Source organism: Streptomyces sp. NPDC048172, from assembly GCF_043202595.1.
Lineage (GTDB): Bacteria > Actinomycetota > Actinomycetes > Streptomycetales > Streptomycetaceae > Streptomyces.
This window is the reverse complement of sequence record NZ_JBIDAT010000012.1, coordinates 172,570-191,666: the sequence shown is the minus strand read 5'-3', so window position 1 is coordinate 191,666 and position 19,097 is coordinate 172,570. Positions and strand designations below refer to the sequence as shown.

Sequence of the window (19,097 nt, the reverse complement as noted above, 5' to 3'; positions counted from 1 at the left end):
GTGGCACTTCCACAGGGTCCGGTGCGGAAACTTTCGATGGACTCGAACAGTCGGCGGCGCCGAGGCTGGCCGTATGACGGACTCGATCATGGAAGCGGCTCTGACCGGACTCGTCGCGGGCTACGCGGTCTCCATCCCCGTGGGCGCGCTCGCGGTCCTGCTGGTGAGCGTGGCGGCGCGGACCTCGTTCCGGGTGGGCGCGGCGGGCGCGTTGGGGACGGCGACGGCCGACGGCGGGTACGCGGCGGTGGCCGTGCTCGGCGGCGCGGCGGTCGCGGGCGCGGTGGAGCCGGTCGCGGTGCCGCTGCGCTGGACGGCGGGCGCGGTGCTGGTGCTGCTGGCGGTGAAGAGCGGCAGGACGGCGCTCGCGGCGCTGCGCGCTCGAAGGGGAGGGAGCGGCGACGGGGGCGGAGACCAGGGCGACGGCGAGGGCGGGCGCGGGGTGGCCCTGCGTACGCCCTCCCGCGCCTTCCTGGGCTTTCTCGGGCTCACCCTGCTCAACCCCTGGGCGATCATCTACTTCTCCGCGCTCACCCTCGGCCGTCAGGACCTCGGCGGTACGGGGACGGTGAGCAGGCTCGTCTTCGTGGCGGCCATCGCGCTGGCGTCGCTGAGCTGGCAGCTGCTGCTCGCCGTGGGAGGCGTGGCCCTGGGGCGCGCACTGACGGGCGTACGGGGGAGGGCCGTCACGTCCCTCGTCTCCAGCGTGGTGATCGCGGCGCTCGCGGTCGTCCTGGTGACGGGGAGCTGACGCGAAGCGGACGGGTGTATTGACACCTGGTCACGGGCGGAGGAGATTGAGGCTCGGAAATCGGACATTCTACGTCCAATTTGTCCGTGTCTTCAGGGAAGTTGGAGCCTCATGCCGCACGCCGCCACGTCGTCGCACGCCCCGCAGCACCCGTCCTCCGGCCCCCTCTCATCGGCCCCCCTCCCCACTCCGCTGACCGGCGTCGTGCCGCCCCTGTGCACGCCGTTGACGGCGGACGGGGAGGTGGACGTGGCCGGGCTGAAGGGCCTGGTCGGGCGGCTGACGGACGCGGGCGCCGCGGGGCTGTTCGTGCTCGGCTCCAGCGGGGAGGCCGCGTTCCTGGACGACGCGCGGCGCGCGGCCGTCCTCCGGGCCGCCGTCGAGGCGGCGGAGGGCCGTGTGCCCGTACTGGCGGGCGTGATCGACATGACGCCCGCACGGGTGATCGCGCACGCCGAACGGGCGGCCGAGGCGGGCGCCTCGGCGCTCGTCGCGACCGCGCCGTTCTACACGCGCACCCACCCCGTCGAGATCGCGGAGCACTTCCGCCGGATCCGCGCGGCCGTCCCCCTGCCGCTCTTCGCCTACGACATCCCCGTCGCCGTGCACACCAAGCTGCCCGCCTCCGTGGTGCTGGAGCTCGCGGAGGACGGCACGCTGACCGGGCTCAAGGACAGCAGCGGCGACGACGGGGCGCTGCGACGGCTGCTCGTGGCGCTGCGCGGGCGCGGCCTGCTGGAGCGGTTCGCGGTGCTCACCGGCTCCGAACTCGCCGTCGACGGCGCCCTGCTGGCGGGCGTCCACGGCGTGGTCCCGGGTCTGGGCAACGTCGACCCGGAGGGCTACGTCCGGCTGTACGAGTTCGCGCGGGACGGGCGCTGGGCCGAGGCGGCGGCCGAACAGGACCGGCTCGCTGCCCTGTTCGCACTGACGGACGTGGGGCCGGAGGCGCTGATGGGGCGGAACTCCTCGGCGATCGGCGCGTTCAAGGCGGCCCTGCACCTCCTCGGCGTGATCGACTGCCCGGCCACCGCCGCGCCGCAGGTCCCGCTGGACAGCGAGGCTGTGAAGACCGTCCGGCATCTGCTGGAGGAGGCGGGCCTGCTGTGACCGGCGGGGCGGACGACGAGCGGGAGCCGACCGGGGCGACCGGGGCGGCAGGGGATGCAGGGGCAGCAGGGGCAGTCGGGGCGGCCAAGGCGGCTGGCGGCGGGCGGCGCTGGTACCGGGAGATCACCGGCCGCCAGTGGAAGTCGATGTTCGCGGCCTGGCTGGGCTATCTCCTCGACGGCTTCGACTTCGTGCTCATCACGCTCGTCCTCACGGAGATCGCCGACGAGTTCGGCCTCAGCACCGTGGAGGCCGCGAGCCTGGTCTCCGGCGCCTTCATCACCCGCTGGCTGGGCGGGGCGCTCCTCGGCGCGATGGGCGACAGGTACGGCCGCAAGGCGGCGATGATCGCCAGCATCCTGCTGTACTCCCTCGGCACGTTCGCCTGCGGCTTCGCCTGGAACTACCACTCGCTCTTCGCCGCCCGCCTCGCCATCGGCATGGGCATGGCCGGGGAGTACAGCGCCAGCGCCGCCTATGTGCTGGAGAGCTGGCCCGCCCGCTTCCGCAACCGGGCCTCCGGCTTCCTGATCTCCGGCTATGCGGCGGGCACCGTGCTCGCCGCCGAGGTCTACGAGCGCGTGGTGCCCGAGCTGGGCTGGCGCTGGATGTTCTGGATCGGCGTGCTGCCCGTACTCGTCGCGCTCTGGGTGCGCCGCGCCCTGCCCGAGGCGCCGGAGTGGGAGGCGGAGGTCGGCGGGGACGCACCGGCGGCGCGCCGCCCCAACCCGATGGGCCCGCTCTTCTCCGACCGCCGCCGCGCCACGCTCAACGTGGCGCTCGCCGTGCTCGCGACGGTCTCCCTCTTCTGCGTCTTCACGCCGCTCGCCGACGGGCTGACCCTGCCCCTGGCGCTCGCCGCGACCGGGTGCCTGGTGGCGTTCGCCGCCCAGCTCGGCGGGCGCCGGGGCTGGCTGCTGTACGTCGCGCTGACGGTCACCGTCTTCTGCGCGTTCCTCTACTCCTGGCCGATCCAGTCCCTGCTGCCCACCTACCTCAAGGACGAACTGGGCTACTCCGCGGGCCAGGTCACCGACGTCATGTACTACGCGGGCTTCGGGACGATGGCGGGCTGCTGGCTCGCCGGGTTCGTCGGCGACCGGCTCGGGACGCGGCGGGCCTACGCCCTGACGCTGCTGGCCTCCCTCGCCTTCGTCTTCCCCGTCTTCGCCGTGCAGGACAGCTTGGTGGGGCTCGGGGTGCTGCTGTTCGGGCTGCTCGCGCTGAGCCAGGGCATCTCGGGGATCCTCCCGAAGTACATCGCGGGCCACTTCCCGGTGCGCAACCGCGCCTCCTCGCTCGGCTTCGTCTACAACACGGGTGCCCTCGGCGGCGCCGTCGCGCCCGTCCTCGGGGCGCGGCTGGGGGAGGCGCTGACGCTGGCGCAGTCCCTCGCGCTGCTGACGTTCGGCCTGACCACCGTCGTGATCGTGCTGGTGGGCCTCGACGTGCCGCGGCGGCTGGGGAGGCTCATCGATCCCGCTGGCTCGGAGGATCATCTCCGGGAAGCGGCGCCGGAACGACGCGCATCCCCCGCTCGGTGAACTCCTCGCACGCCGCCTCCGGGATCCCCGCGTCCGTGAGCAGCGTCCCGAACGTGCCGGGGCCGCCGATCAGCGCGAAGCACCGCCTGCCGACCTTCGAGGAGTCCACCGCCACCACGGCCTGCTCGGCGCGCTCGGCCATCAGCCCGTTGATACGGGCCTCCGCCTCGTCGTGCACGGAGGCGCCGCGCGCGGGCTCGATCCCGTTCGCCCCGATGAAGGCGATGTCCAGCGCGATCTGGCGCAGCATCAGCTCGCTGAAGGGGCCGGTGAGCTCGAACGAGCGCGAGTGGGCGACGCCGCCCGTGAGCACCGTCTTGATCTGGGGGCGGACCGCCAGCTCGTTCGCGATGTTCAGCGCGTTGGTCACGATGGTGAGGTGGGGCTGCGGGCCCGGCTCGGCGAGGTCGGGGCGGGTGGCGAGGGCGCGGGCGATCTCCGTGGTCGTCGTGCCGCCGCTGAGCCCCACCACGCTGCCGCGCTCGACCATCTCCGCCGCGGCCCGGGCCAGGGCCTCCTTTTCCTGGGCGTGATGACCGCGCTTGTAGCGGATCGGGAGGTCGTAGGTCACGGCGCTGAGCACGGCGCCCCCGCGGGTGCGGGTCAGCAACTGCTGCTGGGCGAGCGCGTCCATGTCGCGCCGCATCGTCGCGGCGGAGACCTCCAGCGCGGTGGCCGCCTCCTCGACGTCGAGACTTCCGCGCTCCCCGAGCAGCTCCAGCAGCGCGTTCATGCGCTCATGCCGTTTCATGGGTCTTCTCCCTCAGCGTGTCCCGGCGCATTCTGCCCCTTCTCTCTCCGCGGTGCGGGGACGGCACCGGACGGGGGCCGGACGGGAGGGCGCGGGAGGGAACGGCCCGGGCGGGCCGCCCTACTTCCCGATCACCCCGAGCAGCCGGGCCGCCTCCTCGGCGACGGCCTCCCGCGCGGGCGCCACGTACTTCCTGGAGTCGATGAGCGACGGGTCGCCGTCCAGCGCGCCGCGCACCTCCCGGGTGAACACCGAGACGAGATGGGTCGAGATATTGATCTTCGTCATGCCCGCGGCTATCGCCTCGCGCAGCTCGTCGTCCGCGACGCCCGAGGAGCCGTGCAGCACCAGCGGGACCGGGAGCGCGTCCCGCAGGCGCCGGATCAGCTCCTTGTCCAGCACTGCTGTGCGCTCCCGCATGGCGTGGGAGGAGCCGACCGCCACCGCGAGGGCGTCCACCCCGGTCGCGCGGACGAAGCGCTGCGCCTCGCCGGGTTCGGTCCGCGCGCCCGGGGCGTGCACCCCGTCCTTGCCCCCGACCTCGCCCAGCTCGGCCTCGACGAAGACGCCCCTGTCGTGGCACCAGGAGGTGAGCTCCGCCGTCGCCGCCACATTCTGCTCGTAGGGCAGCGTGGAGGCGTCGACCATCACCGAGCCGACGCCCGCCGCGACGCCCTGCCGGACCAGGTCGCCGTCCGTGATGTGGTCCAGGTGCACGGACACCCCGGTACGGGCGGCCTCGGCGAGGGCGAGGGTGGCGCGGGTGATCGGCAGCAGACCGCCGTGATACCGCACGCAGTTCTCGCTGATCTGGAGGATCAGCGGGACGCCCGTACGGTCGGCGGCGGTGACGAGGGCCTCGGCGGTCTCCAGATGGATCACGTTGAAGGCCGCGGCGCCGACGCCCGCCGCCCGTGCGTCGGCGACGATCGAGGTGGTGGAGACGAGGGGCATGTCCGCACTTCCCTATCGGTGTCTTGTGGATCAGGGCGGGCAGGAACGGGCGCCGGTCAGGACTCGGCCGAGAGCATCACCGAACGGGTGAGGCTGCGCGGGTTGTCCGGGTCCAGGCCCTTGGCGCGGGCGCGCTCCAGGGCGACGCGCTGCACCAGCACCAGGTCCGCCAGCGGGTCGCGGTCGTGGTGCACGAAGTGGGCTCCCGTGCGCGCGACATCCTCCGCCAAGCCCTCCGGGGCCTGGCCGAAGAGCCAGGTGACGCGGCCGGGCGCGGCGATGGATATCGGCCCGTGCCGGTACTCCATCGCGGGGTAGGACTCGGTCCAGCTCTGGGAGGCCTCGCGCATCTTCAGCGCCGCCTCGTTCGCCACACCCACCGTCCAGCCGGTGCCGAGGAAGCTGAACTGCTCCGCGTCCACCCACTCCCGGGCGACGGGGGCGGCCAGCGCCGCCTCCGCGTCCCGCACCGCCGCCGTGAGGTCCTCGCCGAGGTGTGCGCGCAGCAGGGCCAGCGCGCTCGTCGCGAACCGGGTCTGCACCACCGAGCGTTCGTCGGCGAACGGCAGCGCGACCGTGCGGTCCGAGAGCGGGGTCGCGGGGGTGTCCGGGTCACCCAGCACCGTCACCGTCGGGATCGTGCCGCGCACGGTCTCCAGGACGCGCAGCACCTCGGTGGTGGTGCCGGAGCGGGTGATGGCGACCACCGCGTCATATCCCCTCGGGGCGCCGAGGAACGCCTCCGAGGCGGCGAAGGCGTCCGTGACGCCCTGCCCTGAGCCCTCACGCAGCGCCGCGTAGGACTGCGCCATGAACCACGACGTGCCGCAGCCGATCACCGCGACCCGCGCGCCCGCCTCCGGCAGTGCGCCCTCGGCGCCCGAGGCGCCGATACGGGCGGCTTCCCGCCAGGTCTCCGGCTGGCTGCGGAGCTCCTGCTCCATGAATGCGTCGTCGCTCATCGGTGCATGCCCCTCCGTGTGCCCACCCGCAGGAGGCACTGCTCGAAAATGCGTGAAACTGCTTCGTTTTACTCAACTTTACGCATCGCCCGCGCCGCTGTCCACCCCCTGCCCGCGCCGCCGCCCACCCCTCCACAGGGGCTTGTGGAAAGTGAAACCCGTTCTTAGCATTCCCGGTGTTACATCAGTTGTGTCACAGAGGTCGCGGAGCGGTCGTGGAGCGGCCGCGGAGTGGGGGCAGGATGAGCGCAGAGGCGGCAGCGGGCCCGCTCGCCGGTGTGCGGGTCGTCGAGCTGGCCGGGATCGGGCCCGGCCCCTTCGCCGCGATGACGCTCGCCGACCTCGGCGCCGATGTCGTACGCGTCGACCGGCCCGGCGGTCCCGGCATAGGCCCCGCGCCGGAGACCGACCTCACCAACCGCAACAAGCGCTCGGTGATCCTCGACCTCAAGTCCCCGGAGGGGGCGGAGGCCGCGCTCGCCCTCGTGGCCAGGGCCGACGTGCTCATCGAGGGGTACCGCCCCGGCGTGGCCGAGCGGCTCGGCGTCGGCCCCGACGCCTGCCTGGCCCGCAACCCCCGGCTGGTGTACGGGCGGATGACCGGCTGGGGCCAGGACGGCCCCCTCGCCGACCGCGCGGGACACGACATCGGGTACATCGCCGTGACCGGCGCCCTCGGCATGACCGGCCCGGCCGAGGGCCCGCCCGTGGCGCCCGCGAACCTCCTGGGGGACTACGCGGGAGGTTCCCTCTATCTGGTGATAGGCGTCCTCGCGGCCCTCCAGCACGCCCGTGCGGCGGGGGAGGGCCAGGTCGTGGACGCCGCGATCGTCGACGGCACCAGCCATCTGACGGCCATGATCCAGGGCCTGCTCGCGGCCGGCGGCTGGCAGGACCGGCGGGAGGCCAACCTCCTGGACGGCGGCTGCCCGTTCTACGGGACGTACGCGACCTCGGACGGCGGTTTCATGGCCGTCGGCGCCCTGGAGCCCAAGTTCTACGCGGAGTTCGTCCGCCTGCTGGGCCTCACCGGCGAGGAGGCGGGGCTCCGGGACGACCTCGCGGCCTGGGGCGAGCTGCGCGAGGCCGTCGCCGCGCGCTTCGCGGGCCGTACGCGCGAGGAGTGGACGAAGGTCTTCGAAGGCTCCGACGCCTGCGTCGCCCCCGTGCTCTCCCTGACCGAGGCGCACAGCCACCCCCATCTCGCCGCGCGCGGCACCTTCGTGGAGCACGGCGGGCTCACCCAGCCCGCGCCCGCGCCCCGTTTCTCCGCCACCCCCACCGCCGTCACCCGCCCCCCTGCGCTGCCCGGCGCGCACACGGCGGAGGTCGCACGCGACTGGGACGTCCCCCACCTGTCCGGAACCACCGCGTCCCGTTCGCCCGAAGGAGAGCAGCCCACCCCATGAAGCGCCAGATCTTCACCGAGGACCACGAGGCGTTCCGCCAGACCGTGCGCACGTTCCTCACCAAGGAAGTCGAGCCCCACTACGAGCAGTGGGAGCAGGACGGCGTCGTCTCCCGCGAGGCGTGGCTCGCCGCCGGGCGGCAGGGCCTGCTCGGCCTCGCGGTCCCGGAGGAGTACGGGGGAGGGGGCGAGGAGGACTTCCGCTACGCGGCGGTCCTCGCCGAGGAGTTCGCCCGCGCGGGCGCCTCCGGCCTCGCGGTGGGGCTGCACAACGACATCATCGGCCCGTACCTCACCAACCTCGGTACCGAGGAGCAGAAGCGGCGCTGGCTGCCCGGCTTCTGCTCCGGCGAGACCGTCACGGCCATCGCCATGACCGAACCCGGCGCGGGCTCCGACCTCCAGGGCATACGGACGACGGCCGAGGACAAGGGCGACCACTGGCTGCTCAACGGGACGAAGACGTTCATCTCCAACGGGATCCTCGCCGATCTCGTGGTCGTCGTCGCGAAGACCACCCCCGACGGCGGCGCCCACGGGCTGAGCCTCCTCGTCGTCGAGCGCGGCATGGAGGGCTTCGAGCGCGGCCGGAACCTCGACAAGATCGGCCAGAAGGCGCAGGACACGGCCGAGCTGTTCTTCCAGGACGTCCGCGTCCCCAAGGAGAACCTGCTCGGCGAGCTGAACGGCGCGTTCGTCCATCTGATGACCCATCTCGCGCAGGAGCGGATGGGCATCGCGGTGGCCGGGATCGCCGTCGCCGAGCAGCTTCTGGAGATCACCAAGGAGTACGTGAAGGAGCGTGAGGCGTTCGGCCGTCCCCTCGCCAGGCTCCAGCACATCCGCTTCGAGATCGCCGAGATGGCCACCGAGTGCGCCGTCACCCGCGCCTTCCTCGACCGCTGCATCGAGGACCACGCCAAGGGTGAGCTCGACGCCGTCCACGCCTCCATGGCCAAGTGGTGGGCGACGGAGCTGCAGAAGCGCGTCACCGACCGCTGCCTGCAACTCCACGGCGGCTATGGCTACATGAACGAGTATCGCGTCGCGAAGGCCTACACCGACGGACGGATCCAGACCATCTACGGGGGCACGACCGAGATCATGAAGGAGATCATCGGCCGCTCCCTCCTGGGCTGACCCCGCGCAGACTTCTCCCCCCGGAACCCTCCGGACCCCTCAGAAAGGCACCCCACGTGAGCACCGAAGCGTACGTGTACGACGCAGTCCGCACCCCGCGCGGCCGCGGCAAGGCGAACGGCTCCCTGCACGGCACCAAGCCCATCGACCTCGTCACGGGCCTCATCCGCGAGCTGCGCGACCGTAACCCGAACCTCGACCCGGCCACGATCGACGACATCGTGCTCGGCGTCGTCAGCCCGATCGGCGACCAGGGCTCGGACATCGCCCGGGTCGCCGCCATCGCCGCCGGGCTGCCCGACACGGTCGCGGGCGTCCAGGAGAACCGCTTCTGCGCCTCGGGCCTGGAGGCGGTCAACATGGCCGCGATGAAGGTCCGTTCCGGCTGGGAGGACCTGGTGCTCGCGGGCGGCGTCGAGTCGATGTCGCGGGTGTCGATCGGCTCCGACGGCGGCGCCTGGTTCAACGACCCGATGACCAGCCACGACGTCAGCTTCGTGCCGCAGGGCATCGGCGCCGACCTCATCGCCACGCTCGGCGGCTGGTCCCGGCACGACGTGGACGAGTACGCCTCGCGCTCCCAGGAGCTCGCGGCCGCGGCCTGGAAGGACGGCCGCTTCGGCAAGTCCGTCGTGCCCGTCCGCGACCGCAACGGCCTCGTCGTCCTCGACCACGACGAGCACATCCGCCCCGGCACCACCCCCGAGACCCTCGCCGGTCTCAAGCCCTCCTTCGCCGGCATCGGCGACATGGGCGGCTTCGACGCGGTGGCGCTCCAGAAGTACCACTGGGTGGAGAAGATCGACCACGTCCACCACGCGGGCAACTCCTCGGGCATCGTGGACGGTTCGGCGCTCGTCGCCATCGGCAGCAAGGAGGCGGGCGAGCGGAACGGGCTCACGCCCCGCGCCCGTATCGTCTCCGCCGCCGTCTCCGGCTCCGAGCCCACCATCATGCTCACCGGGCCGACGCCCGCCTCCCGCAAGGCGCTCGCCAAGGCCGGGCTGACCATCGACGACATCGACCTGGTGGAGATCAACGAGGCGTTCGCCGCGGTCGTGCTCCGCTTCGTGAAGGAGATGGAGATCCCGCTGGAGAAGGTGAACGTCAACGGCGGCGCGATCGCCATGGGCCACCCCCTCGGCGCGACCGGCGCGATGATCCTCGGCACGGTCGTGGACGAACTGGAGCGGCGCGACCAGCGGTACGGGCTGGTGACGCTGTGCGTCGGAGGAGGGATGGGCATCGCGACCGTCGTCGAGAGGGTCTGAGACCCCTACTCGCCCCTCCCCCCTCCCCACCCCGATCTCAGCCCTACGGAGCACACCCCATGCCTGAATCCACCACCATCCGCTGGGACCAGGACGACGCCGGTGTCGTCACGCTGACCCTGGACGACCCGGACCAGTCGGCCAACACCATGAACGAGGCGTTCCAGACCTCGCTCACCGCCGTCGCCGACCGCCTGGAGGCCGAGCGCGAGGGCGTGCGCGGCGTCATCGTCACCTCCGCCAAGAAGACCTTCTTCGCGGGCGGCGACCTGCGCATCCTCATCCAGGCCCGTCCCGAGGACGCCGAGGAGGTCTACGAGCGCGGGATGCGCATCAAGCGCGACCTGCGCCGCATCGAGACCCTGGGCAAGCCCGTCGTCGCCGCGCTCAACGGGGCGGCGCTGGGCGGCGGTCTGGAGATCGCCCTCGCCTGTCACCACCGCGTCGCGCTCGACGCGCAGGGCTCCAAGATCGGCCTGCCCGAGGCCACCCTCGGCCTGCTCCCCGCGGGCGGCGGCGTGACCCGTACGGTCAGGCTGCTCGGCATCACGGACGCGCTGCTCAACGTGCTGCTCCAGGGGCAGCAGCACTTCCCGTCCAAGGCCAAGGAGATCGGCCTCGTCCACGAGGTCGTGGAGACCGAGGGCGAGATGCTCGCCGCGGCCCGCGCGTTCATCGAGGCGCACCCCGAGGCCCGGCAGCCGTGGGACGAGCAGGGGTACCGGATTCCGGGCGGGACCCCGGCCAGTCCCAAGTTCGCCGCGAACCTCCCGGCCTTCCCCGCGAACCTCAGGAAGCAGACCAGCGGCGCCCCGTACCCGGCGCAGCGCAACATCCTCGCGGCCGCCGTCGAGGGCTCCCAGGTCGACTTCGAGACGGCGCAGAAGATCGAGGCGCGGTACTTCGTGGAGCTGGTCACCGGCCAGATCTCGAAGAACATGATCCAGGCGTTCTTCTTCGACCTCCAGGCCGTCAACCAGGGCCGCAGCCGCCCGCAGGGCGTCGAGGAGCGCAAGGCTGTCAAGGCGGCCGTGCTCGGCGCCGGGATGATGGGTGCCGGGATCGCGTACGCGTGCGCGAAGGCGGGCATCGAGGTCGTCCTCAAGGACGTCTCCCTGGAGGCCGCCGAGAAGGGCAAGGGCTACTCGGCGGGGCTCCTGGAGAAGGCCCTGTCGCGCGGGAAGACCACCGAGGCCAAGCGCGACGCGCTGCTCGCCCGCATCACGCCGACCGCCGACCCGCGCGACCTCGCGGGCTGCGACGTCGTGATCGAGGCCGTGTTCGAGGACACCGGGCTCAAGCACAAGGTCTTCCAGGAGATCCAGGACATCGTGGCGCCCGACGCGCTGCTCTGCTCCAACACCTCGACCCTGCCCATCACGGCACTTGCCGAAGGGGTCACCCGCCAGCGGGACTTCATCGGCCTGCACTTCTTCTCGCCCGTCGACAAGATGCCGCTCGTCGAGATCATCAAGGGCGGGGAGACGAGCGACGAGACGCTGGCCCGCGCCTTCGACCTGGTGCGCCAGATCCGGAAGACCCCGATCGTGGTCAACGACTCGCGGGGCTTCTTCACCTCGCGCGTCATCGGCCACTTCATCAACGAGGGCGTGGCCCTGCTCGCCGAGGGCGTCGAGCCCGCCACGGTCGAGCAGGCGGCGGCCCAGGCCGGGTACCCGGCGAAGGTGCTCTCCCTCATGGACGAGCTGACGCTGACCCTGCCCCGTAAGATCCGGAACGAGACGCGGGCCGCGCTCAAGGCCGAGGGCGTCGACTTCCCCGAGCACCCGGCGGACGCGGTCATCGACCGCATGGTTGACGAGTTCGGGCGTACGGGCCGCAGCGGCGGCGCCGGGTTCTACGACTACGACGAGAGCGGCAAGCGGACCGGCCTGTGGCCGGGCCTGCGCGAGCACTTCGGGCGGGAGGACGCGCCGGAGATCCCGTTCGAGGACATGCAGGAGCGGATGCTCTTCTCCGAGGCACTGGACACCGTCCGGCTCTTCGAGGAGGGCGTGCTCACCTCCGTCGCGGACGCCAACATCGGCTCGATCATGGGCATCGGCTTCCCGGCCTGGACGGGCGGCGTCATCCAGTACATCAACGGGTACGAGGGTGGTCCCGCCGGATTCGTGGCCCGTGCGAACGAGCTGCGCGAGCGGTACGGCGACCGGTTCGCCGTCCCCGCGCTGCTGGCGGAGAAGGCCGCGAAGGGGGAGACCTTCAGCGACTGACGGGACCCGTCAGCGGCCGACCGGACCGGTGCTCGGGGCGCGTTCCTCCGGGAACGCGTCCCGCAGCTCCTCGTTCATCGACCGCTGGAACGCGGTGAGCAGCGCCTGCACCACCAGCGGCTGCATGTGCGCGGAGAGGGACTTCATCTCCTCCACGCGCTCCTCGTCCGGCTCGCCCGCGCGGTACGGCTCCCAGACCTCCTCCTTGAAGAGGCGGCTCAGCTCCCGCGCGGCGGAGCGCGTGTGCTCCATCATCACCTCGCGCGCCGCGAGGATCGCCTCCTGCGAGATCGGTACGTCCAGCAGCCGCACCCCGAGCTGCACCATGCCCGGGTCCACCCGGAAGACGTCCGCGTCCTGTGTGCGGGAGAGGACGCCCATCGCCTCCAGGCGCTTGAGCTCGTCGTCGTCCAGCTCCCTGCCGACGCGGCCCTCCAGCTCCCCGCGCGTGGCCTCGTCCACGGTGTCCGGCATCCAGGAGGCGACGACGGCGCGGTGGATGGCCAGGTCGTGGGCGCTGATGTCGTCGGGCAGCCGCTGGAGGTAGCGCTCGATGGCGGCCAGGGTCATGCCCTGGTTCTGCAGCTCCTCTATCAGCGCCAGCCGGGAGAGGTGGTCCGACCCGTACCGCCCCACGCGGCGGGGGCCGATGGTGGGCGGGGGGAGCAGGCCGCGCGTGCTGTAGAAGCGGACCGTGCGGACGGTGACGCCCGCACGGGCGGCCAGTTGGTCAACGGTCAGCTCGTCCATCGTCCGCGTCTCCTGCCGCTCCCGCTCTCGCTGTGTGCTCTGCCTTTCGATCACGTTCAACAGTATTGCTGTCTCACCACTCCTGTGAAACCTTCGGTCGCGGAGGCGTCATGACCACCATCCTGCGACTGCCCGGCACGGACCCGGCCGCGCTCACCGTGCCCGCCCTGCTCCTCCGCAACGCTCAGGACCACGGTGACCTCCCCGCGCTGACCTGGCGAGCCGAGGAGGACGACGACGCCTCGGCGACCACGCTGACCTGGGGCGAGGTGCGGCACCGCATCGCCGAGCTGGCCGCCGGGTTCGCGGCGCTCGGCGTGGGCGCGGGCCAGCATGTGCTGCTGACGATGGCCGACAGGCCCGAGCACTGGCTCGCCGACCTGGCCCTGGTCCACCTGGGCGCGGTGCCCGTGAGCGTGTACCGGACGGCGGCCCCCGAGCAGCTCGCGCACATCGCGCGGCACAGCGGCGCCCGGCTCGCCGTCGCCGGTACGGGCGCGGAGGCGGCCCGCTGGGAGCCGCTGCTGGGCACGGCGGAGGGCGGGCGGCTGGAGCGGCTCGTGGTGGCCGACCAGGGGCCCGGGGGCCCGCACACCCCGTTCGCCGCGCTCGCACGCCCGTACGAGCGTGCTGTCTTCGAGAAGACCTGGCGGGCCGTACGGGCCTCCGACCCGGTCACGGTCGTCTACACCTCGGGCACCACCGGCGACCCCAAGGGCGTGGTGACCAGTCACCGGAACGTGGTCCTCAACGCGCTCGCCCTCGACAAGGTGACCGCGCTGCCCGACCACGTCGAGCACCTCTCGTATCGTACCTGCCCTTCGCGCACATCGCCGAGCGGATGCTCGGCATCTACCTGCCCGTCTTCCGCGCCGGGCACGTCCAGCTGTGCGCCGACCCCGCGCGGGTGGCCGTACGGGCGCGGGAGCTGCGCCCGGCGCAGTTCTTCGGGGTGCCGCGCATCTGGGAGAGGCTCACGGCCGGTCTCCGTACCGCACTGGACGGGCTGCCGGACGAGCGCCGCGCGGCCGTCGCGGAGGCCTCGCGCACCGCCCGCGCGCACGTCCGCTGCCGCGAGGGCGGCGAGCTCCCCTCGCCGGAGCTGGAGGGCGCCTACCGCGCCGCCCGCGCCGTGCTGGAGCCCGTGCTCGCCCTGGCGGGCCTGGACCGGTTGGTGTGGGCGGCGAGCGCCTCGGCGCCGATGCCGCTGGACGTGACCCGGTTCTGGGCGGGCTTCGGCATCGTGATCATGGACGCGTGGGGGCTGACGGAGACCACGGGCGTGGTGACCAGCAACGGGCACGGGGCTTTCCGGCTCGGCTCCGTCGGCCGCCCCCTGGAGGGCCTGGAGGTACGGACGGCCGCCGACGGCGAGATCGAGGTGCGGGGCCCGACGCTCTTCGAGGGCTATCTGCGCGCCGACGGCTCCGTCGAGCCCGGCACGGACGCGGCGGGCTGGTTCGCGACCGGTGACGTCGGGCGGCTCGACGAGGACGGCTACCTGTGGGTGACCGACCGCAAGAAGGAGCTCATCGTGACGTCCACGGGCGAGAACGTCTCGCCCGCCCTCGTCGAGAACGCGCTCAAGGAGCACCCCCTCGTCGGCCAGGCCCTCGTCCACGGGGACGGCCGCCCGTACCTGGTGGCCCTGCTCGTGCTCGACACGGAGGCCGCCGTCGCCTGGGCCGGGCGGCGGGGCCTGGACGCGGCGCCCGGGGAGCTGGCCGGGCATCCGGAGGTACGGGCCGAGCTGGACCGCGCGGTCGCGGCGGCCAACGCGCGGCTGGGCAGGACCGAGCGGATCGGGGCCCACCGGCTGCTGGACGGGGAGTGGGGCCCGGAGAGCGGCGAGCTGACGCCCTCGCTCAAGCTGCGGCGCGGGGTCATCCGCGCGAAGTTCGCCCGGGAGATCGACGCTCTGTACGGCTGAGCAGTACGTCCGAAAAGGGGCAGGACCGTGGCAAGGGTTGCCCTCTGAGCCCCTGTTCATCATGTGAGATGTTCCGCTGTGTGAGATGCGCCACCGCATAGTTGGCCCCCGGAGGGAAAGGTGACGCCTCGGTCTGCGGCTGCCTTACGCACGTCGCGGTAGCAGGCCCGGCAAGGCCCGTACCAGAGTGAGTTGGACCAACTTGTGAACAGTGATGTCGTCCAGGACGCCGTTCCGCCGCAGCGCGGCGGCGCCGGGGGATCGGCCGGAGGCCCTCAGACCGCCCATGACGCGGGGGACGCCGGCTACAGCAAGGACCTGAAGCCACGGCACATCAACATGATCGCCATCGGCGGGGCGATCGGTACAGGACTCTTCCTGGGCGCCGGAGGGCGCCTCGCCTCGGCGGGCCCCGGGCTCGCCCTCGCCTACGCCGTCTGCGGCCTCTTCGCCTTCTTCGTCGTCAAGGCGCTCGGCGAGATGGTGCTCCACCGCCCCTCGTCGGGCTCCTTCGTCTCGTACTCGCGCGAGTTCCTGGGCGAGAAGGGCGCCTACGTCGCGGGCTGGATGTACTTCCTCAACTGGTCGACGACCGGCATCGCGGACATCACCGCCATCGCGCTGTACACGCACTACTGGAGCATGTTCACCGACATCCCCCAGTGGGTGCTGGCGCTGATCGCGCTCGCCGTGGTGCTCGCGATCAACATGATCTCGGTCAAGATCTTCGGCGAGCTGGAGTTCTGGTTCGCGATCGTCAAGGTCGCGGCGCTGGTCGTCTTCATGATCATCGGCATCGTGCTGCTCGCCACCCAGCACGAGGTGGGCGGACAGACGCCCGGCATCGGCACCATCACCGACCACGGCGGGATCCTGCCGAACGGGCTGATGCCGGTCGTGATCGTGATGCAGGGCGTCGTCTTCGCGTACTCCTGCGTCGAGCTGGTCGGTGTGACGGCGGGCGAGACCGCCGAGCCGGAGAAGGTCGTGCCCAAGGCCGTCAACGCGATCATGTGGCGCGTCGGCTTCTTCTACGTCGGCTCGGTCGTGCTGCTCGCGCTGCTGCTGCCCTGGGGCGAGTACACGGAGGGCCAGAGCCCCTTCGTCACCGTGCTCTCCAAGGTCGGCATGCCGATGGCGGGCGACGTGATGAACCTCGTCGTCCTCACCGCCGCCATGTCGAGCCTCAACTCCGGGCTCTACTCGACGGGGCGCATCCTGCGCTCCATGGCGATGTCCGGCTCGGCCCCGAAGTTCACCGGGCTGATGAACCGCAGCCAGGTCCCGTACGGCGGCATCCTGCTCACCTCCGCGGTGTGCGTGATCGGCGTCGGCCTCAACTACGTGGTGCCCGGCAAGGCGTTCGAGATCGTCCTCAACATCGCCTCGCTCGGCATCATCAGCACCTGGTGCACGATCATGCTCTGCCACCTGGTCTTCGTCCGCCGCGCCAAGCAGGGCCTGGTGGAGCGCCCGAAGTTCCAGCTGCCCTGGTCGCCCGTGACCGAGATCGTCACGATCGTCTTCCTGCTCAGCGTCGTCGTCCTGATGTGGAACGACCCCGACGTCGGGCGCAAGACCGTCATGCTCGTCCCGGTGATCGCCGCCGCGCTCGTCGTCGGCTGGTTCGCCGTACGGGGCCGCGTCCGCGAGGTCGCCGCGGAGAAGGGCACGCAGCTCTGACCTGACCGGTCGACCTGACCGGTCGAAGGGGCGTACGAGCGCGGGGAGCGGCACCCGGAAAGGTGCCGCTCCCCGCGCTCTTCCGCGACGCGTCGCCTAGCGGAGCCGTACCGGAAGCTCGTACAGCTCGTTCTGGGTCACCGCAGGCTTGTTGCGCAGCTCCGTCGGCGGGACCGCGAGGTCGAGGCCGGGGAAGCGCTCGAAGAGGGCGGGGAGCGCGACCTGCGCCTCCAGGCGGGAGAGCGGGGCGCCCGGGCAGACGTGCGGGCCGTGGCCGAAGGCCAGGTGCCGGGTCGGGGGCCTGGTGATGTCGAACTCCCCGGCCGTGGGCCCGTGCTGGGCCTCGTCACGGCCCATCGCGCCGTACGAGACGATCACCGCGTCGCCCTTGCCGATGACCGTGCCGCCGACCTCGATGTCCTCGGTCGCGAACCGGATCAGCACATGCGTCGTCGGCGCGTCCCAGCGCAGCGTCTCCTCGATCGCGGCCTCCCAGCTCACCGAGCCCGAACGGATGAGCGCGAGCTGCTCGGGGTGCGTCAGCAGCGCCACGACCGCGCTGTCGATGAGGCTGATCGTCGTCTCGTGCCCGGCGGTGATCAGCACCTGGACGGTGTTGATCACCTCCTCGTCGGTGAGGCGGTCGCCGCCCTCGGCGGCGGCCAGCAGCGCGCTGGTGAGGTCGTCGCCGGGCTCCCGCTTCTTCTCCTCCAGCACCGCGGAGAAGATCGAACCCAGCTCCTCCAGGATCGCCAGCACCTCCTGGGCGGGCGTGAGGCTGGAGAAGAAGCCGTCGAAGAGCGCGCGCAGCCGGGGTATGCGGACCGTGTCGATGCCCAGCAGCTCGCCGATGACGGCCATCGGGAGCGGGTAGGCGAAGGCCGTCTTGAGGTCCACGCGGCCCTCGGCGTCGGCCGCGGCCTCCATGCCGTCCAGCAGCCCGGCGGTGATGGCCTCGATGCGCGGACGCATCTCCTCCACCCGGCGCGGGGTGAGGGCCTGCGCGGTGAGCGTGCGCAGCCTGCGGTGCTCGGGGCCGTCGAACGTGAGCATGCTCGGCCCCGGGTCGGCGAGGCCGATCAGCGGCCACGTCTTCGGGATCTCGCCGCGCTGCCAGGCCGCCCAGTGCGAGATGTCCTTCACCAGGCGGCTGTCGGTCAGCAGCTTCCGGGTCTCGGCGTGATGGGTCAGCGCCCACACCCGTACGCCCCCGGGCAGCTCCACGGGCGCGACCGGACCCGCGGCGCGCAGCCGGGCGCCCTCGACGGCCAGGCCCCGCACGAGGGGGTCGATGACGATCAGTTCACTGTCGGTGCCGTCCGCTCCGGTGACCGGGCACGACGTCATCTGGTACCTCCTGAGGCGGCGGTCGTCGGGGTGGGCGTGAAGCGGACGGGCAGCGAGGCCAGGCCCCGCAGCCAGGGCGAGGGCCGCCAGACGAGCGCCTGTGCGGCGACCGCCAGGTCGACGTCGGGGAGCCGGTCGAGCAGCACCTCGATGCCCGTACGGGCGATGCCCTCGGCGATGTCCTGCGCCGGGTACGGGCAGCGGTGGTCGCCGTGGCCGAAGGAGAGGAACGCGTTGTTGCCGCCGGTGAAGGCGGACTGGTCCGGGCGCACCTGCGGGTCGCCGTTGGCGGCGGCGAAGCTGAGGATCAGCAGGTCGCCCGCCGCGAGGCGGCGCCCGCCGAGCTGGGTGTCGCGGGTGGCCCAGCGGCCCGCGATGTTCTGGGTCGGGGTCTCCTCCCACAGCACCTCGTTCATGGCCTCGCCGACGCTGTGGCGGCCGCCGGAGAGCGAGGCGGCGAAGCGGTCGTCGGTGAGCATCAGGCGCAGCGAGTTGCCGATCCAGTCGGCGGTCGGCTGATGGCCCGCGACGATGTTCACCATCATGTCCTCCAGGATCTCCTCGAAGGAGAACCCGTCGGCGTAGTCGTGGTTGAGCATCCGCGAGGCCACCCCGGCGCCGGGCAGCGCGCGCCGCGAGGCCATCAGCCGCCCCATGGACGACTGCACGTGGTCGCGGCCCTCCAGCGCCCCGGCGGCGCCGTCCACCAGCGCGTTGATGCTCGGGACGAGCGCGGCGCCGTCCTCGTCGTTGAAGCCGTAGAGCCGCGCGAGGACCAGCGCGGGCAGCACCTTGGCGTACTCGCTGACGAGGTCAGCCTCGCCGCGCCCGCACAGCTGGTCGATGAGCCCGTCGGCGAACCGCTCGGCGTGGTCGCGCAGTTCGAACGGGTCGACGGCCGCGAGCGCGTCGCTCACCAGCGCGGAGCGGCGCTGGTGGCGCTCGCCGACCGTGTAGAGGATCGACGGCTGCTTGCCGACCATCGGCATCAGCGGCCAGTCCGGCGGGATCCGGCCCCACTGGTTCCACAGGCCCGAGTCGCGGCTGAACAGCGCCGGGTTGGAGGTGATCTGGTGCAGCTCGCGGTAGCCGAGGACGAGCCAGCCCGGCACGTCGCCGGGGAGCGTGACGGGCGCCAGCGGGCCGTGCTGGGCGCGCATCTCGCGGTAGAGCTGGGTCCGGTTGTCGTTCTGGAAGCGCGGCCCCATCAGCGGGACGGCGTCGGTCTGTCCCGCCAGTTCGGAGCCTTCGGCGCCCGCGCT

General features: G+C 72.2%; 14 protein-coding genes and 1 pseudogene. 9 read left to right on the top strand and 6 right to left on the bottom strand.

The genetic code is table 11. The features are described 5' to 3' along the window. The first annotated feature begins 73 nt into the window (after window positions 1-73). The 3 genes from ACGF3A_RS39415 (at window position 74) to ACGF3A_RS39405 (ending at window position 3,405) form a co-directional block, all read left to right on the top strand. Complete coding sequence (locus tag ACGF3A_RS39415; protein ID WP_393735362.1) at window positions 74-751, top strand: LysE family transporter; 678 nt, start codon at window positions 74-76, stop codon at window positions 749-751. 111 nt (window positions 752-862) lie between these two features. Then, the gene (locus ACGF3A_RS39410; RefSeq protein WP_393735361.1) at window positions 863-1,861 is read left to right on the top strand and encodes a dihydrodipicolinate synthase family protein; all 999 of its coding nucleotides are present in this window, start codon (window positions 863-865) and stop codon (window positions 1,859-1,861) included. A gap of 146 nt (window positions 1,862-2,007) precedes the next feature. Next, entirely contained in the window at window positions 2,008-3,405 is a 1,398-nt protein-coding gene (locus ACGF3A_RS39405) for a sialate:H+ symport family MFS transporter (RefSeq protein ID WP_393735408.1), read from the top strand. Here the strand turns inward: ACGF3A_RS39405 and ACGF3A_RS39400 are convergent. The 3 genes from ACGF3A_RS39400 to ACGF3A_RS39390 all read right to left on the bottom strand — a co-directional run bounded on the left by ACGF3A_RS39400 (window position 3,332) and on the right by ACGF3A_RS39390 (window position 6,072). Further along, a complete protein-coding gene (locus ACGF3A_RS39400; RefSeq protein WP_393735360.1) occupies window positions 3,332-4,156 on the bottom strand; it encodes a DeoR/GlpR family DNA-binding transcription regulator in 825 nt (274 codons plus the stop codon). The genes ACGF3A_RS39405 and ACGF3A_RS39400 overlap by 74 nt on opposite strands. Window positions 4,157-4,276: 120 nt before the next feature. Continuing rightward, a complete protein-coding gene (locus tag ACGF3A_RS39395; protein WP_393735359.1) occupies window positions 4,277-5,110 on the bottom strand; it encodes a class II fructose-bisphosphate aldolase in 834 nt (277 codons plus the stop codon). Between the two features lie 56 nt (window positions 5,111-5,166). Beyond that, window positions 5,167-6,072 (bottom strand): SIS domain-containing protein, encoded by a 906-nt coding sequence (locus ACGF3A_RS39390; RefSeq protein WP_393735358.1) that lies wholly within the window; start codon window positions 6,070-6,072, stop codon window positions 5,167-5,169. A gap of 242 nt (window positions 6,073-6,314) precedes the next feature. Here ACGF3A_RS39390 and ACGF3A_RS39385 point away from each other — a divergent pair, with 242 nt between their 5' ends. Genes ACGF3A_RS39385 through ACGF3A_RS39370 form a run of 4 tightly spaced genes read left to right on the top strand, consistent with a single transcriptional unit; the run spans window position 6,315 to window position 12,125 of the window. Continuing rightward, window positions 6,315-7,481 (top strand): CaiB/BaiF CoA transferase family protein, encoded by a 1,167-nt coding sequence (locus ACGF3A_RS39385; protein ID WP_393735357.1) that lies wholly within the window; start codon window positions 6,315-6,317, stop codon window positions 7,479-7,481. Continuing rightward, window positions 7,478-8,620 (top strand): acyl-CoA dehydrogenase family protein, encoded by a 1,143-nt coding sequence (locus ACGF3A_RS39380; protein WP_393735356.1) that lies wholly within the window; start codon window positions 7,478-7,480, stop codon window positions 8,618-8,620. Before ACGF3A_RS39385 ends, ACGF3A_RS39380 begins: the two co-directional genes overlap by 4 nt. Window positions 8,621-8,676: 56 nt before the next feature. Further along, a complete protein-coding gene (locus ACGF3A_RS39375; protein ID WP_393735355.1) occupies window positions 8,677-9,891 on the top strand; it encodes an acetyl-CoA C-acetyltransferase in 1,215 nt (404 codons plus the stop codon). 59 nt (window positions 9,892-9,950) lie between these two features. After that, a complete protein-coding gene (locus ACGF3A_RS39370) occupies window positions 9,951-12,125 on the top strand; it encodes a 3-hydroxyacyl-CoA dehydrogenase NAD-binding domain-containing protein (protein WP_393735354.1) in 2,175 nt (724 codons plus the stop codon). A gap of 9 nt (window positions 12,126-12,134) precedes the next feature. On the opposite strand, the gene ACGF3A_RS39365 is transcribed toward ACGF3A_RS39370, so the two are convergent. Next, window positions 12,135-12,875: a MerR family transcriptional regulator gene (locus ACGF3A_RS39365; protein WP_393735407.1), complete on the bottom strand. Its 741-nt coding sequence runs from the start codon at window positions 12,873-12,875 to the stop codon at window positions 12,135-12,137. 110 nt (window positions 12,876-12,985) lie between these two features. On the opposite strand from ACGF3A_RS39365, the pseudogene ACGF3A_RS39360 reads away from it, so the two are divergent. Next, window positions 12,986-14,805 (top strand): annotated as a pseudogene (locus ACGF3A_RS39360) (AMP-dependent synthetase/ligase). 204 nt (window positions 14,806-15,009) lie between these two features. Next, entirely contained in the window at window positions 15,010-16,488 is a 1,479-nt protein-coding gene (locus tag ACGF3A_RS39355; RefSeq protein ID WP_393735406.1) for an amino acid permease, read from the top strand. Between the two features lie 96 nt (window positions 16,489-16,584). On the opposite strand, the gene ACGF3A_RS39350 is transcribed toward ACGF3A_RS39355, so the two are convergent. Continuing rightward, entirely contained in the window at window positions 16,585-17,835 is a 1,251-nt protein-coding gene (locus tag ACGF3A_RS39350; RefSeq protein WP_393735353.1) for a cytochrome P450, read from the bottom strand. Continuing rightward, the gene (locus ACGF3A_RS39345; RefSeq protein WP_393735405.1) at window positions 17,832-19,043 is read right to left on the bottom strand and encodes a cytochrome P450; all 1,212 of its coding nucleotides are present in this window, start codon (window positions 19,041-19,043) and stop codon (window positions 17,832-17,834) included. The genes ACGF3A_RS39350 and ACGF3A_RS39345 overlap by 4 nt, the downstream gene beginning before the upstream one ends. Window positions 19,044-19,097: the final 54 nt, after the last annotated feature.